Annotated in this window: 14 protein-coding genes and 1 pseudogene; 6 read left to right on the top strand and 9 right to left on the bottom strand. The window is 62.0% G+C overall.

Annotation, left to right across the window (positions count from 1 at the left end):
* Positions 1 to 508: 508 nt before the first annotated feature.
* Positions 509 to 1,135: a response regulator gene (locus tag ACLH0H_RS22425; RefSeq protein WP_411379667.1), complete on the bottom strand. Its 627-nt coding sequence runs from the start codon at positions 1,133 to 1,135 to the stop codon at positions 509 to 511.
* 154 nt (positions 1,136 to 1,289) lie between these two features.
* Between ACLH0H_RS22425 and ACLH0H_RS22420 the strand changes: the two genes are divergently transcribed.
* Entirely contained in the window at positions 1,290 to 1,829 is a 540-nt protein-coding gene (locus ACLH0H_RS22420; RefSeq protein ID WP_411379666.1) for a PQQ-dependent catabolism-associated CXXCW motif protein, read from the top strand.
* A gap of 28 nt (positions 1,830 to 1,857) precedes the next feature.
* Positions 1,858 to 2,523, top strand: coding sequence for a response regulator transcription factor (locus tag ACLH0H_RS22415; RefSeq protein ID WP_076954675.1), 666 nt, complete (start codon positions 1,858 to 1,860; stop codon positions 2,521 to 2,523).
* A 157-nt stretch (positions 2,524 to 2,680) separates the two neighbouring features.
* On the opposite strand, the gene ACLH0H_RS22410 is transcribed toward ACLH0H_RS22415, so the two are convergent.
* The 3 genes from ACLH0H_RS22410 to ACLH0H_RS22400 all read right to left on the bottom strand — a co-directional run bounded on the left by ACLH0H_RS22410 (position 2,681) and on the right by ACLH0H_RS22400 (position 6,832).
* Positions 2,681 to 4,636, bottom strand: a complete 1,956-nt coding sequence (locus ACLH0H_RS22410; protein WP_411379665.1) for a NahK/ErcS family hybrid sensor histidine kinase/response regulator — start codon at positions 4,634 to 4,636, stop codon at positions 2,681 to 2,683.
* Entirely contained in the window at positions 4,578 to 5,723 is a 1,146-nt protein-coding gene (gene nosP / locus ACLH0H_RS22405; RefSeq protein WP_411379664.1) for a nitric oxide-sensing protein NosP, read from the bottom strand. Before nosP ends, ACLH0H_RS22410 begins: the two co-directional genes overlap by 59 nt.
* Positions 5,724 to 6,013: 290 nt before the next feature.
* Complete coding sequence (locus ACLH0H_RS22400; RefSeq protein ID WP_411379663.1) at positions 6,014 to 6,832, bottom strand: shikimate 5-dehydrogenase; 819 nt, start codon at positions 6,830 to 6,832, stop codon at positions 6,014 to 6,016.
* Between the two features lie 157 nt (positions 6,833 to 6,989).
* Here ACLH0H_RS22400 and ACLH0H_RS22395 point away from each other — a divergent pair, with 157 nt between their 5' ends.
* From ACLH0H_RS22395 to ACLH0H_RS22385, 3 genes are all read left to right on the top strand, one after another.
* A complete protein-coding gene (locus tag ACLH0H_RS22395; RefSeq protein WP_411379662.1) occupies positions 6,990 to 7,364 on the top strand; it encodes a hypothetical protein in 375 nt (124 codons plus the stop codon).
* A 224-nt stretch (positions 7,365 to 7,588) separates the two neighbouring features.
* Positions 7,589 to 7,783 carry a hypothetical protein gene (locus tag ACLH0H_RS22390; RefSeq protein ID WP_010211349.1) on the top strand — a complete coding sequence of 65 codons (195 nt, stop codon included), beginning with the start codon at positions 7,589 to 7,591 and terminating at the stop codon, positions 7,781 to 7,783.
* 91 nt (positions 7,784 to 7,874) lie between these two features.
* Positions 7,875 to 8,057, top strand: coding sequence for a hypothetical protein (locus ACLH0H_RS22385; RefSeq protein WP_307401736.1), 183 nt, complete (start codon positions 7,875 to 7,877; stop codon positions 8,055 to 8,057).
* A gap of 3 nt (positions 8,058 to 8,060) precedes the next feature.
* Here ACLH0H_RS22385 and ACLH0H_RS22380 read toward each other — a convergent pair whose 3' ends face one another.
* Positions 8,061 to 9,128, bottom strand: a complete 1,068-nt coding sequence (locus tag ACLH0H_RS22380; protein WP_411379661.1) for an AI-2E family transporter — start codon at positions 9,126 to 9,128, stop codon at positions 8,061 to 8,063.
* A gap of 160 nt (positions 9,129 to 9,288) precedes the next feature.
* Here ACLH0H_RS22380 and yegQ point away from each other — a divergent pair, with 160 nt between their 5' ends.
* Positions 9,289 to 10,611 (top strand): tRNA 5-hydroxyuridine modification protein YegQ, encoded by a 1,323-nt coding sequence (gene yegQ, locus ACLH0H_RS22375; protein ID WP_411379660.1) that lies wholly within the window; start codon positions 9,289 to 9,291, stop codon positions 10,609 to 10,611.
* A 200-nt stretch (positions 10,612 to 10,811) separates the two neighbouring features.
* On the opposite strand, the gene ACLH0H_RS22370 is transcribed toward yegQ, so the two are convergent.
* The 4 genes and pseudogenes from ACLH0H_RS22370 to ACLH0H_RS22355 all read right to left on the bottom strand — a co-directional run bounded on the left by ACLH0H_RS22370 (position 10,812) and on the right by ACLH0H_RS22355 (position 14,880).
* Positions 10,812 to 11,567 (bottom strand): methyl-accepting chemotaxis protein, encoded by a 756-nt coding sequence (locus tag ACLH0H_RS22370; RefSeq protein WP_411382449.1) that lies wholly within the window; start codon positions 11,565 to 11,567, stop codon positions 10,812 to 10,814.
* Between the two features lie 102 nt (positions 11,568 to 11,669).
* Positions 11,670 to 12,491 (bottom strand): annotated as a pseudogene (locus tag ACLH0H_RS22365) (cache domain-containing protein); the annotation flags it as partial.
* Positions 12,492 to 12,583: 92 nt separating this feature from the next.
* Complete coding sequence (locus ACLH0H_RS22360) at positions 12,584 to 13,405, bottom strand: N-acetylmuramoyl-L-alanine amidase (RefSeq protein ID WP_411379659.1); 822 nt, start codon at positions 13,403 to 13,405, stop codon at positions 12,584 to 12,586.
* 155 nt (positions 13,406 to 13,560) lie between these two features.
* Positions 13,561 to 14,880, bottom strand: a complete 1,320-nt coding sequence (locus ACLH0H_RS22355; RefSeq protein WP_411382448.1) for a Na+/H+ antiporter family protein — start codon at positions 14,878 to 14,880, stop codon at positions 13,561 to 13,563.
* Positions 14,881 to 14,958 lie beyond the last annotated feature (78 nt).

Below are 14,958 nucleotides of genomic sequence, written 5' to 3'. Positions count from 1 at the left end.
AAGAGCATGTTAGATGGTACTCCACCGATCTGCTTTTCTGTGGGCTTGCCTGCGATGCAGACACCCCGGTACATCAGGTACACCGAGTTGATGCGATCGCAGGCAAGCCAGCTCCCACATTTTGAACCGGGACCGACAGCAAATACCGGTCGGCTCTAAGGCCGCCGCGCTTTGGCTTTTGATCTGGGATCGCCCGTCAAACACGCTGGCCGAACGCAGGCTTTGGAGCGTGGGTAACCCGGCAGGACGCCGGGTTAGCCGCGCTGGGCCAAGGATGGCCCATCGCGGCGGCCCACGCTCCAAAGCCGGAGTGAGGGCATGCCGAGCCTAAGCGAGGCACCGAGTGTTGGGGCGAGGACCTTTTGCTTACTTTTGGCTGGGCCGGCATTCCGGTCCTTCCAAAAGTGAGCCGCTGTAAGAGCGGAACCATAAGTAGCCGTTACATAAATAATGGATATGTACTCATTCCACAGGCAAGCAAGCTCCCACAGAAGACCTCTGCCCCCGCTCACCCCGCAATCCTAACCACCCCCATATCAATCCCCAGATGCACCAACTCAGCATGGGAACTCACCCGCAATTTGCTCTTGAGCAACGTCAAGTAATTAGACACAGTCTTGCTACTAATACTCAACTGAGCCGCAATCGAACGGGCCGGAGTCCCCCTGGCGAGCATCAGGAAAATCTCCAGCTCACGCTGCGTCATGCCTTGCAAACGACGATCCGTCGGGTGATAAGCCAACTGCGTCGCCAAATCCTGTTCGATATAAGTGTGCCCGTCGAGGATACGCGCAACCGCGTCCAGCATTACCTCGGGCGAGGCGCTTTTGGTCAGGTAGCCCGACGCGCCGGCGTCCAGGGCCTGGCGCACCAGCGGCAGCTCGGCATGCTGACTGAAAAACAACACGCGCAATTGCGGCAAGCGCTGGCGCAAGCGGCGGGTGGTTTCCAGGCCGCTGATGCCCGGCAGGCCGAAACCGATGATCACCAGGTTAGGCACCGCTTCGTGCACCCGCGCCAGGGCTTCTTCGCCGCTGGCCGCTTCGCGCACGACCACAGCCGGCAGCCCGCTGCGCAAAAGGCCGGCGTAGCCCAGGCGGACCACGGCGTGATCATCGACCAGCAGGATATTCATAATGCCTCCAATGGCAGCGGCTTTGCCTCATGCTAGAACCCCACGCCGCGCCGCGACCTACTACTTTGGTACTGGTTTTGCTGTCTATCGTCGCATTCCCAAGGCAGTGGGACTGGCGTGTAATGGGCGCATAACGATAATGCCCGGACCCGCCATGCTGCCCGCTCGACTGCCACTCGCGGCACTGTTGTGCCTGTTCATCACGCACGTACAGGCCGACCCTGCGCTGTTTTCCGCCGAAGGCTACCGCATCAGCCTGTACCGCAGCCCTACGCCCGATCACTTGCCAGGGGTCACGATTGTCGACACCCCTGCCCTGCAAGCCCTGCTCACCCAGGCGCCGGCACCGGTGCTGATCGACGTGTACCGCCGCCAATGGCTGCAAGGCCGTTTCATCGAGGACCAGCCCCACGCCAACCTTCCCGGCAGCCACTGGCTGGCCAATACCGGCGACGGCGACCTCACGCCCGAGTGGCAAGGTTATTTCGTGCGCCACCTGTACAAGTTCACCGACGGCGACCTGGCGCGCCCGCTGGTGTTCTACTGCCGCTCCGATTGCTGGCTGAGTTGGAACGCGGTAAAACGAGCCGCCAGCCTGGGCTATACCTCTGTGTATTGGTATCGCGATGGCCTGGACGCATGGGAAGCGGCAAAACTGCCAGTGACGGCTGCGGCACCCGAGCCCTTTGAATAAAAAAACCACAACAAGAAGGTGAACGGCCATGTACAAAATTTTGATCGCCGACGATCACCCGCTGTTTCGCGAAGCAATCCATAACGTCATCAGCGACGGCTTCCCCGGCAGCGACGTGATGGAAACCGCCGACCTGGACAGCGCCCTTGCCCTGACCCAGGCGCACGACGATCTCGACCTGATCCTGCTGGACCTGAACATGCCCGGCATGCACGGCCTCAACGGCCTGATCAACCTGCGCAACGAGTCGCCCACCATCCCGGTGGTGATTGTCTCGGCCGAACAGGACAAGCAGATCGTGCTGCAAGCCATCACCTATGGCGCGGTGGGCTTTATTACCAAGTCGTCGCCGCGCCTGCAAATGACCGAGGCGATCCGGCAGATACTCAACGGCAACGTCTACCTGCCACCGGACATCATCCGCACCCAGAAAAGCAGCGGCCACCGGCGCCTGAACGACAACCCCAGTTTTGCCCCGGAGCTGTTGCAAGCACTGACACGCAAGCAGCTGCTGGTATTGGAGCGCATGACCAAGGGCGAGTCGAACAAGCAGATTGCCTACACCCTGGAGATTGCCGAGACGACGGTGAAGGCGCATGTGTCGGCGATTTTGCGCAAGTTGAATGTGCACAACCGGGTGCAGGCGATTTTGAGTGCAGGCGATATCGATTTCGGCTCGTATCTGCGCCGCTGAGCCGCCAGCCCGATGATAAATCTTTGTAGTGAGCGGGCTTGTCCCGCGCTGGGCTGCGCAGCAGCCCCAATACAATAAGAGCACCGCAATTTTCAGGTAGGACGTTGTGTCAGGTTTTGGGGCTGCTGCGCAGCCCAGCGCGGGGCAAGCCCGCTCACTACAAGAGAGGACCGGTTTGGCCCAGTAAGTGACTCATCGCCATCTTCAGTTTCATCGGCCGCACGGGCTTGTGCATCAAGGTATGCCCCAACTCGCGAATCTGCTGCTTCAACTCGTTGCTGTAGTTGGCGGTGATCATCAGTGCCGGTATCGCGCTGCCCCGGCGGGCGTTGATGCGGGCCACGGCGTCCACGCCGTTCTGGTCGTTATCGAGGTGGTAGTCGGCAATCAGCAAGTCCGCCTCGGCGTGGTAGTTGTCCACCTGCCGCGCCAGGTCCTGTTCCGACAGCGCCGTGACCACCCGACAGCCCCAGCCTTCGAGCAGGGTACGCATGCCCGCGCAGATCGCCGCGTCGTTATCCAGCACCCATACGCGCGCGCCCTGCAGGCGTTCGAGCATCGGTTCGCTCATGCACGGCGTCGGCAACGGTTTGGGCGCGGTGGCGCTCAACGGCACCTCCACCGAGAACATCGAGCCCTTGCCCGGCCAGGATTTGACGCTGATGCGATGCCCCAGGATCCCGGCGATCTTTTCCACGATGGCCAGGCCCAGGCCCAGCCCGCGATCCTGGTCGGGACGCTGCACGTCACCGCGCTTGAATTCCTGGAAAATCTCCTCAAGCCGCTCTTGCGCAATGCCCATGCCGCTGTCCCACACCTGGATCAACACGCGCTGGTGCTGACGCCTGCAGCCCAGCACCACGCGGCCCTTGTAGGTGTAGCGAAGCGCATTGCTCAACAGGTTGCGCAGGATTCGCGCCAGCAGCTGGATATCGCTGCGCACCAGCGCCGAACAGCCGACGAAGTGCAGCGCCAACCCCTCGGCGCGGGCCAGTTGGGTGTACTCCACGGCAAGGTTGTCCAGCAGTTCGCTCAAGGCAAACGGCGCGATGTCGGCCTTGATCACCCCGGCGTCCAGCTTGGAAATATCCACCAGGGTGCCCAGCAGGTTTTCCACGTCTTCCAGGGAATTGCTCACGTTGCGCACCAGGGTTTCGCTGGGGCGCTCAAGCAATGCGCTGGTAAACAGGCGCGCCGCGTTGAGCGGTTGCAGCAGGTCGTGGCTGACGGCGGCGAGGAATTTGGTTTTCGACAAGTTGGCCTGCTCGGCTTCCCGCGTGGCTTCGCGCAGGCGGGTTTCCATGCGTCGGCGCTCGTCGATTTCCTTGAGCAACTGGTCATTGAGCGACGTCAGCTCCGAGGTGCGCTGGGCCACGCGTTGTTCCAGATGCTGATAGGCCTGGTGCAAGGCCTCGGCGGTACGGCGGCGTTCGGTGATGTCGCGGATCAGCACGAAAATCCCCACCACTTCGCCGGTGGCCAGCATATTCGGCACATAGGAGCGCAGCATGTAGCGTTCCTGGTTGTTGATGTTGGTTTCGGCAAACTCGAAGGTCACGCTCTCCCCCGCCAAAGCGCGGGCGACGTAGGCGTCCAGGCGCCGGCAATGCTGCTCACTGTGCACCTGGCGAAGGCTTTGCCCGAGCATCATGCCGCGCGGCCAGCAGTACCATTGTTCATAGACTTTATTGGTGAATTCGTAGACCAGGTCGGCATTCAGATAGCCGATCAGCGCCGGCACGTTGTCGGTGATCAGGCGGATCCAGCGTTCGCTTTCCTGGGCCTTCTGCGCCGCGGCTTGCTCGCCGCGCAGGGTTTCGGCGCGCAGCCGGGCGTTGATCAGCAGGTGGTTGCTGGCCTTGAGTTCGGCCATCGCCTGGTTCAGCGCGTCGGTGCGCTCGCGCACTTGCTCGGCCAGCACCACCGAATGCTGGAAGGTGGTGTAAGGGTTGTTGCCCTGGGTCATGCCGGATTCGATGCGCTCGATCAGCGCGGCGTTGATCCGCGCCAGCTTGTGGTTGTCCTGTTGCAGCCGGGCCACCTGGGCGAGCAGTTCAGCGTCGGCCGCGGGCAATGGCGACGCCAGTGAAGGTCTGGTTGATGTGCATGCCATTGAACTGTTCTCCATAGGTGTTGAAGCCCATCACCCGCTGGTCCCGCAGGAAACCGCCGATCTGTTCCAGGCTGCCGTTGTCCTCCAGTTCCAGGCGGCGCAGGAAGCAGTCGCAGCCGATGGTCAGCAACAGGTCGCCGAGGCGCGATTGCAAGCCGTCGAACAAGGTTTGCAGGTTCGGCAGGATCGGCCCGGGTTTCATCACCGTGAGCACAATGCCGTTTTCTACCGCGCAGTAGAAACTCAAGCTCAAGTCTGCATGCACTTGCTGGATGGCACGAACGTAGTACTGATCGTGGATGCGCACCGCCAGCGGGTGCGCGGCGAAGGTGCGGTGGTCGAGGTCGGCCACCGCCACGCCGATATGCCGCGCGTATTCTTCGGCGGCAGGCTCGGCGTTGAGTTCGAAGACCCGGCGCGACGGGCTGTCGGCGCCGGTGACCACCAGTTTTTCGCTGCGCGGCAGGATGTGATGGGTGGTGAACACCTCGAAATCCAGCCAGGTATTGACCAGTACCACCACCGCCGCGCCGCTGTGGAACACGCCGTTGAAGTAGACGTGGGTATGGGTGAGGAAATTGTCGTCGCCTGCCGAGCCGCCAAAATGAGGGATGTCCCCAAGCGCCGCGCTGAGGGCGGCGAGCACCATTTCTTCGCGACTGGACAGGCCATCGAGCAGGGTCAGGGCGAAGGTATTGCCCTTGATCGGCGCGAGCGTGTTGCTGCGACAGCCGCCCACAAGGCGTTCGACCATGTCCTGGGCGTTGATCAGGCTGAAGTATTCCACTTGGTCGATCAACTCAGTGGCGATGGAAAAGTGCGCGTGGTGGAAGCCCACCGCCGTGATGCAGTTGCGGCCATAGCCTTGGGGAGTGATCTCCCCGGCGCTGGTGCAGCCAACCACCCGCACGCTGGCGAAGCACTGTTGCAGCGCCTGGCCCAAGGCCTGCAAATCATAGGAGGCGGAACAGAAAAACAGCACAAAACCCAGGTAGGGATGCAGCAGTTGCCGCGCCAGCTCTTCGGCGGCCTGCCCAGGGTCGTCGGCCTGGGACATGGCGCTGACCACGCCTTCACTGTTATGCATCGGTGATTCCCCCTTGTAGTGAGCGGGCTTGCCCCGCGCTGGGCTGCGAAGCGGCCCCCAATTAAAGACACCGCGAGTTTCAAATAAAACCAGGTCGTCTGGTTTGGGGCCGCTTCGCGACCCAGCGCGGGCGGTGCGACGATTCGACAAGCCCGCTCACTACAAAGATGTGTAGTACCTATGCCCTCTAAGGCATGAGTGTACGAAGGGTGAGAGGGGGCACCTATGCTACTTGGGTATTGGATGGGGGATGCGATGGGATGAGTTTTCACCCCATCGGGCACACGTATTCAAGCGCGGGCAAATGCCACGGCTTTCTCGAACTGTTCAGGCGTGGGGCGCATGCCGGTATAGAGCACAAACTGCTCCAACGCCTGGATCGCGATCACTTCCAACCCGGTGATCACCTGTTTGCCCTCGGCACGACCGCGCAGGATCAACGGTGTTTCGGCGGGGATCGCCACCACATCGAAGACGGTATCGGCAGCATCCACAGCGTCGGCGTCAAAGGCCAACGCTTGCGCTTCAGGCCCGCCGGTCATGCCGATGGGCGTCACGTTGATCAGCATCTGCGGGCGCAAGCCAGCCAATTCTGCCTGCCACTCATACCCCAGGTTCCGCGCCAGCGCCTGGCCCGCGCTTGCGTTGCGCGCCACGATGACGCCATTGGCATAGCCGCCATCGCGCAAGGCGCTGGCCACGGCCTTGGCCATGCCGCCGCTGCCGCGCAGGGCGAAGGTCGAGTCCTTTGGCACGGCGTGCTTTTTCAGCAACTGTTCGATGGCAATGTAGTCGGTGTTGTAGGCCTTGAGATGCCCGTCGGTATTGACGATGGTGTTCAGCGAGTCGATGGCTTGAACCGAATCGTCGAGTTCGTCCACTAAGGCAATGGCGGCCTCCTTGAACGGCATGGAAACCCCGCAACCCCGGATGCCAAGCGCGCGGATGCCACCGATCGCGCCGGGTAAATCCTGGCTGCTGAAGGCTTTATAGTAGAAGTTCAGACCCAGCTGTTCGTACAGGTGGTTATGAAAACGCAGGCCGAAATTCCCGGGGCGCGCTGACAGTGACATGCACAGCTGGGTGTCCTTATTGGGGTGCATCTGCATGGGTAACTCCTTTGAGTAAGCAAATCGATACAGACCTTACACAACCTTTACCTGTCGGCTGTGCTGTTTTTTAGAAATACGTTGTCTTAAAAGTATCCCCCGCGACATTACTTGAGTCGATTGATTGCAGACCACAAGCGCAGGGGCTAACCGAGGAATGACCATGATTCGTACAATCCCCAGGATCGCCTTGCTGGTTGGCGCACTCGCGATGGCAGGCCAAGCCTCCGCCCACGGTGGTGGTTGGGGTGGCCCGGCCGTATTGGGTGCCTTGGTCGGCGCCGCCGTGGTGGGCTCCGTGGTTGCCAGCCAGCCACGTGAGGTCTATGTGCAGCAGCCGGTGTATGTGCAACCGCAGCCTGTGTATGCCGCGCCGCCGCCGGTCTATTACGCGCCGCCGCCACCGGTGTATGTGCAACAACAGGTTTATTACCGCCCGGCGCCCGTGTATTACGGCGCACCGCGCGGCTACTATGGCCCACCGCGTGGCTATTACGGCCCGCCCCATGGCTACTACGGCCGCGGCTGGTAATCGGTAATCAATGAAACAGGCCTCGCAGGGTGCGGGGCCTTTTTTTTGCCAGGAAAGTCTGGATTTATCGTGCCAAGGTCGCTCTGAGGACAGTGCCGCACGCGCAATCCCACATCATCGACGGCAATGTCTACTTGCCCGACCGGGCCTTACGCTGTCATGTTTGTGTCACGACACACTCCCACTATTGAGCCTGTCCCCAATAACAATAAGGACGACTGACCATGCCCACACAAAACCCGCACCGCACCGCTGGCCTCTGTACGTCCAGCAAAGTCTACAGCGCCCTCACCGAACTCAAGCACCTGGAAGGCCACCGCAGCGCCAAATTCCTCGCCCTGCTGGCGGAAAACCTGGTGCGCAAGGGCTTGCTGAGCGAACAGGAAGTGGTGAACATGCTCGATCAAGTGGTGGACTGACACTTCGCGTCGATGTCGACTATCGAGACAGGTGATTTTTCCTACGCCGTCTCAGCCCGTAAGGTGACCTCCATAACGTTTGGAGGTCCTTATGCCCACTGTTCAGATCATGTCCGTCGTCGGCAGCGCCGTCCCCGCCCCTCTGCGCGCGCTGGGGTTGCTCGCCTGCTGGTACCTGGTAAGTGATGGCGAAGCCATCAGCGGCCCGCTCACATCCTTGTCCGCCGCCGAAAAACAGCTGCAACACGCTGCGAACTTCAGGCTCCACGCCTGAGGTTCAAGGCAATGGCAGTTTGACTCGCGGCTTGCTTTCCACAAACAACGCCCAGCTGGACATGAACAACGCGGCCACCAACGGCCCGATCACGAAACCGTTCAGGCCAAACACCGACAGGCCGCCCAGGGTCGAGATCAGGATCAGGTAGTCCGGCATCTTGGTGTCCTTGCCCACCAGGATTGGCCGCAGCACGTTGTCCACCAAGCCGATCACGAACACGCCAAACAGCGCCAGCACCACGCCCTGCCAGATCGAACCGCTGAGCAGGAAGTAGACGGCCACCGGCGCCCACACAATCCCCGCTCCGACCGCCGGCAACAGCGACAGGAACGCCATCAGTACCGCCCAAAGCAACGCACTCGGGATGTCCAGAAACCAGAAGATCAACCCGCCGAGCGCACCCTGGGTCACGGCCACCAGCACATTGCCCTTGACCGTGGCGCGCACCACCCGGTTGAACTTGAGCTGCAACCGACGCTTCTGCGGCTCGGCCAACGGCACCGCCAGGCGCACCTTGCGCACCAGCTCCGGGCCGTCGCGCAACAGGAAATACAGCAAGTACAGCATGATGAAAAAGCTCACCAGGAAATCAAACGTGCCCTGGCCAAAGCTGAATGCCTGGGTGGCAAAGAACTGACTGCCCTGCATCGCGCTCTTTACGATCTTCTCGCGCAGGCCTTCCAGGTTGCCCATGCCGAAGCGGTCGAGCAGGTGCTGGAAGTACGGCGGCAACACGTTCTTGAACTGCTCGATATAACCGGCCACGTCCAGCTTGCCGCTTTCGACGTTCTTGTAGAGCGTCGCGCCTTCCTGTACCAGCAAGGCACTGGTGATGATCACCGGCAGGATCGCAATGACCAGGCAAGTGCTCAAGGTCGCCAGGGAGGTGAGGTTGCGGTTCCAGCCAAAGCGCTGCTGCAGGCGACGCTGTAGCGGCGCAAAGATAATGCCCAGGATCACCGCCCAGAACACCGCACCGTAGAACGGCAGCAATATCCAGATAAAGGCGATGGTTACCAGGCCCAGTAACAACAGCAGGGTTTTGAATTGCAGAGTGGTTTGATTCATGTCCAGTCCAGTCAAAAATGCAGAGCGCGCATCTGCGCCCTGCTGCTTAGTCCGCTGCCGGCGCTGCGAGTGCCATCTTTGTTGTAAGGGTAGACCCAGATCAATAAACCCCTAGCCTGCCTGCACTACCCTGCCGCACTTTTTGACTCAAGTACCGACCATGCCCTCAATGATCGCCCCAGAACTGCTCGCCCCCGCCGGCACCCTGAAAAACATGCGCTACGCCTTCGCGTATGGCGCCGATGCGGTCTACGCCGGCCAGCCGCGCTACAGCCTGCGGGTGCGCAATAACGAGTTCGACCACGCCAACCTGGCCCTTGGCATTCAGGAAGCCCATGCCCTGGGCAAGCGGTTCTACGTGGTGGTCAACATTGCGCCGCACAACGCCAAGCTCAAGACCTTCCTGAAGGACCTGGCCCCGGTGATCGCCATGGGCCCGGACGCGCTGATCATGTCTGACCCGGGGTTGATCATGCTGGTGCGCCGACATTTCCCGCAGATGCCGGTGCACTTGTCGGTGCAGGCCAATACGGTGAACTGGGCCAGCGTGGAGTTCTGGCAGCAACAGGGGATCTGCCGGGTGATCCTGTCGCGGGAACTGTCCCTGGAAGAGATCGCCGAGATCCGCGAGCAAGCACCGGCCATGGAACTGGAAGTGTTTGTGCACGGTGCCTTGTGCATGGCCTATTCCGGGCGCTGCCTGCTCTCGGGCTATATGAACAAGCGCGACGCCAACCAGGGCACCTGCACCAACGCTTGCCGCTGGAAGTACCAGGCCACCCCGGCAGTGGAAAATGCCGCGGGCGATATCGTCCAGGCGTTCCAGCCGGAACCGACCCTGGGCATCGGCGCACCGACCGAGCAGGTGTTCCTGCTGCAGGAGGCCAACCGTCCCGATGAGCACATGCCCGCGTTCGAGGACGAGCACGGCACCTACATCATGAATGCCAAGGACTTGCGCGCGGTGCAGCATGTGGAACGCCTGACGCACATGGGCGTGCACTCGCTGAAGATCGAAGGTCGCACCAAATCCCACTTTTATTGCGCGCGCACCACCCAGGTGTATCGCCGGGCTATCGATGACGCCCTGGCCGGGCGCGCGTTCGACCGCAGCCTCATGACCGACCTCGACTCCCTGGCCCAGCGCGGCTACACCGAAGGTTTCCTGCGCCGCCATGTGCACGATGAATACCAGAACTACCAGCACGGCAGCTCGGTGTCGGAGCGCCAGCAGTTCGTCGGCGAACTGACCGGCGAACGCCGGGGCACGTTGGCCGAGGTCAAGGTGAAGAACCGTTTTGCCGTGGGCGATCACCTGGAACTGATGACCCCGGCCGGCAACTTTCACTTTGACCTGCAGATGATGCACACCAGCCAGGGCGAGGCGGCCGAGGTGGCGCCGGGGGACGGGCACACGGTTTACGTGCCGGTACCGTCCGAGATGGACGCGCGCTTCGGCTTGCTGATGCGCGATATCCGGTAGCGGTTGTCGACCCCCACCAAAACCCGACAACGCCTGCACCAACATGATCGTTCCCACGCTCCGCGTGGGAATGCATCCCGTGACGCTCTGCGTCACCTGTACGCATTGAGCTGAGCGGCGGGACGCGGAGCGTCCCAGGCGGCATTCCCACGCGGAGCGTGGGAACGATCACCCTGCCCCCAAAACCGCCTACGCCAGCGTCAAATCCTGAACTGCCCCACCAACTGCCCCAGGCGCTGTCCCAGGTCCGACAGGCTGCGGGACGTCTGGGCGCCCCGTTGGGTCTCGTCGGCCACGCTGTCCACCGCCACGGCGATCTGGTGCACGCTGCGGTTGATTTCTTCGGCGACGGCGGTCTGCTCTTCGGCGGCGCTGGCGATCTGGGCGTTCATCGAATTGATGGTGCCGATCAGTTGGGCCATGGTGTCCAGGGACGCTCCGGCCTGGTTGGCCTGGGCCGAGGTCCCGTCGCCGGCATCGCTGGAACGGCGCATGGCCTCCACGGCGGCTTCGGTGCCTTTTTGCAGGCGGTCGATCATGCCCTGGATTTCCTGGGTACTGGTCTGGGTGCGGCTGGCCAGGGCGCGCACTTCATCGGCAACCACGGCAAACCCACGCCCGGCCTCCCCTGCCCGCGCGGCCTCGATGGCGGCGTTGAGCGCCAGCAGGTTGGTCTGTTCGGCGATGGAGCGGATCACACTCAACACGCTGACGATGGAGGACACGTCCTGCTGCAGGCTGTCGAGGGACACACCGCTGCTGCGGATATCGCCCACCAGCGCATGGATCTGCGCGATGCTGGCGTCCACCACGCGCTTGGCGGCCTGGCCTTCGGCGTCCGTTTGCTGGGCGGCCACCGAAGCACCCTGGGCGCTACGCGCCACTTCCTGTGCGGCGGAGGACATCTGGTTGATCGCGGTGGCCACCTGGTCGGTCTCGTGGCGCTGGCGTTCCATGGCCTGCTCGGAGCGCTGGGCCTGCTCGGACACCTGGCTGACCAGGCCGGTGAGCTGGGCGGTCATTTCGGTGATCTGGCGCACCAGGCCGTGGATTTTGTCGACAAAGCGGTTGAACGCACCGGCGAGATCGCCCAGCTCGTCCTGGCTGGTAATGGCCAGGCGGCGGGTCAAGTCGCCTTCGCCGGCGGCGATGTCGTCGAGGTTGGCTTTCATCAAGTGCAGCGGGCGTAGGATGGTATTGGCCAGCACCATGCCAATGGCGGCGATCACCAGCAGCACCACCACGGCCACGCCAAGGATGCTCAGCAGCACGCCTTCCATGCGCTTCTCGACCTTGGCCTCGACCACCGCGACCTGGGCTTCGATACCGTCCAGGTTCACCGACGTGCCAATGACCATGTCCCACTTGGGCAGGTATTCGGTGTAGCCCATCTTGGGCACCAGTTCGGTCTGCCCCGGCTGCGTCGAGCTGTATTGCAGGTAGTGGGTGCCGTCCTTGCCGACCTTGACCAGGTCGCGGTTGACGTACACGCCGTTGGGGTCGCGGTTGTCCTTGAAGCTCTTGCCCACGCCATCGGGGCTGTTGCCCTTGAACAGGCGAATAGTCTCGGAATCGTAGCCGAAGAAGTAGCCGTCCTTGCCGTAGCTGGTGTTGGACAGCAACTTGACCACCTGGGCACGCGCGGCGGTATCGCCGGGAGCCGCCGCATCGTAGAGCGGCTTGATGGTGCTCATGGCCACCTCGACATAACTTTGCAGGGTGGCTTTGGCGTCATTGAGCAGGCGCTGGCGGGTTTCATCCACCTCGTTGCGCGCCTGCCCCTGCAAAATCCACACGGTGGTCAGGCTGATGACCACGGCAAACAGCAACACCGGCACTACGGCGAGGGACAGGACTTTAGCCTTGAGGCTCAGGCGCATGGGTTTTCTCTCTTATTAGTGGCGACTTGAGAGGTTAACGGCCAATGGCTTGGATTCTGTAGGGCCCGGCCTGCCTCGGGCCACCTTGGCCTTCAAGGGTAATACTTCTCCACCAAGGCCAGTGCGACGGCTTCGGTCTCGGCGTCAGGGATACCCGCAGGGCGGAAATGCATCTGAAATGCCCGGATGACCTGGCGGGTTTCTTCATCCAACTCGCCGGTCTGCGGGATCTTGTAGCCGTAAGTGGCCAGGGCGCGTTGCACCGTGCCCACGGCAACCTGTTGAGAGGCCGGGCGCCCTGCCAGGTGCTTGTGCACCGTGGCCGCGTCCGGCCAGGCGCCGATCCCCTGCTCGGCGAACGCCCGCCACGGAAACAACGGGCCGGGGTCGGATTTGCGCAGAGGTGCAATATCGCTGTGCCCGATAACGTTTTGCGGCTCGATGGCGTAGCGCTTGATCACGTCCGCTGCGAGCTGCCTGACCAACGCCAACTGCGCCTCGGTGTAGGGAAACCATAGGCGTCCGGTCGGGCCATCGATAAACCCCGCATTGACGATCTCGATGCCGATGGACGTGTCATTGAGGTGGGTGCGGTTTCCCCATTGACTGACCCCGGCGTGCCAGGCCCGTTTCGCCTCCGGCACCAATTGCAGCGCAATCGGCAGCGCACGGTATGTGGGCGGCGTGCTGTAGACGAGGTAGTGAGCACTGGCGGTGCCGTTGGTAAGCGCGTCGAGGGAGTCCTTGTCGTCAAAGACGGTGTAATGCAGGACGAGATAGCGGACCCGTTCGTTCTGGTTTGGGGAGCTGTGCGTGGTGTCGATGGCGTAGCCGTTTTTTACGCTCAGGTTGTTCGGGGCCGTGCTGCAGCCTGCCAGTATCAGAACGGCCAGGAAAAGGACGATCTTGTTCATCGGAGTGCCTCAATCGAGTGAGAAGCTCCGGAATATAAGGGCCCTGCACCGCCCGGCTGGCGGCCCTTGCTGGGTGAGGGGCGAATTCAGAGAGCCCCTACATTGCCCCGAGCTTCTTCCGACACGAGGAAGAAGCCCTCACCGAGGCAAGACGGTCAAAGGGTCATGGCCGCCAGCCAGCCAAAGGCCAGCAACGGCAGGTTGTAGTGCAGGAACGTCGGTACCACGGTGTCCCAGATATGGTGGTGCTGGCCGTCGACATTCAGGCCGGAGGTCGGGCCGAGGGTCGAGTCCGACGCGGGTGAGCCGGCGTCACCCAAGGCGCCGGCGGTGCCGACGATGCACACGATGGCCACCGGGCTGAAGCCCAGTTGCACGCACAGTGGCACAAAGATCGCGGCGAGAATCGGCACGGTGGAAAACGACGAACCGATGCCCATGGTCACCAGCAGCCCCACCAGCAACATCAGCAACGCGCCGACCCCACGGTTGTGGCCGATGAAGGCCGCCGAGGTTTCCACCAATGAGCGCACATCGCCAGTGGCCTTGAGCACCTCGGCAAAGCCCGAGGAGGCGATCATGATGAAGCCGATCATCGCCATCATCTTCATGCCTTCGGTGAACAGATCGTCGGTGTCGCGCCAGCGCACGATGCCCGATACCGAGAAAATCAGAAACCCGGCCAGGGCGCCGATGATCATCGAGTCCAGCCACAGCTGAATGATGAACGCCGAGGCAATCGCCAGGCCGGCCACCAGCAGAGTCAGCGGGTTGTACTGCACCGCCACCTGCTCGACCCGCTCGATTTTTGCAAGGTCGTAGACGCGCTTCTTGCGGTAGCTGATAAACACCGCCACCAGCAGGCCGACCACCATGCCCAGCGCCGGCAGGCTCATGGCATGGGTAACATTGACCTGGCTGATATCCACCCCGCTCTTGGCCACGTTGGCCAGCAGGATCTGGTTGAGGAAGATGTTACCGAAACCCACCGGCAGGAACATGTAGGGCGTGATCAGGCCGAACGTCATCACGCAGGCGATCAGGCGGCGGTCCAGTTGCAGCTTGGTCAGCACGTAGAGCAGCGGCGGTACCAGCAGCGGGATAAACGCGATATGGATCGGCAGAATATTCTGCGAGGCAATCGCCACCACCCACAGCAGGCCGATCAGCAGCCATTTGACGTGGCTGCCGCCGCTGGCTTCCTGACGATCCACCAGCAACAACGCCTTGTCGGCCAGGGCGTGAGCCAGGCCGGATTTGGCAATCGCCACGGCGAAGGCGCCGAGCAAGGCATAGGACAAGGCCACGGTTGCACCGCCGCCCAAGCCGCTGTTAAAGGCTCTGAGCGTAGCGTCGATGCCCAGGCCACCGGTCAGTCCACCGACCAGGGCGCCGACGATAATGGCGATGACCACATGCACGCGGGACAAGCTGAGCACCAGCATGGTGCCGACCGCGGCAATGACTGCGTTAATCATGGTTACCTCAGGCAAAAAACATAAAGAACAGGCATGCGCGCACCCGGGCGGCCATTCGATGGCTGCCAGTGTGCA

It is taken from the genome of Pseudomonas sp. MPB26 (assembly GCF_046605355.1).
GTDB classification, from domain to species: domain Bacteria; phylum Pseudomonadota; class Gammaproteobacteria; order Pseudomonadales; family Pseudomonadaceae; genus Aquipseudomonas; species Aquipseudomonas cedrina.
Note: the sequence above shows the minus strand (reverse complement) of the source record. Positions and strands in the feature narration are given on the sequence as shown.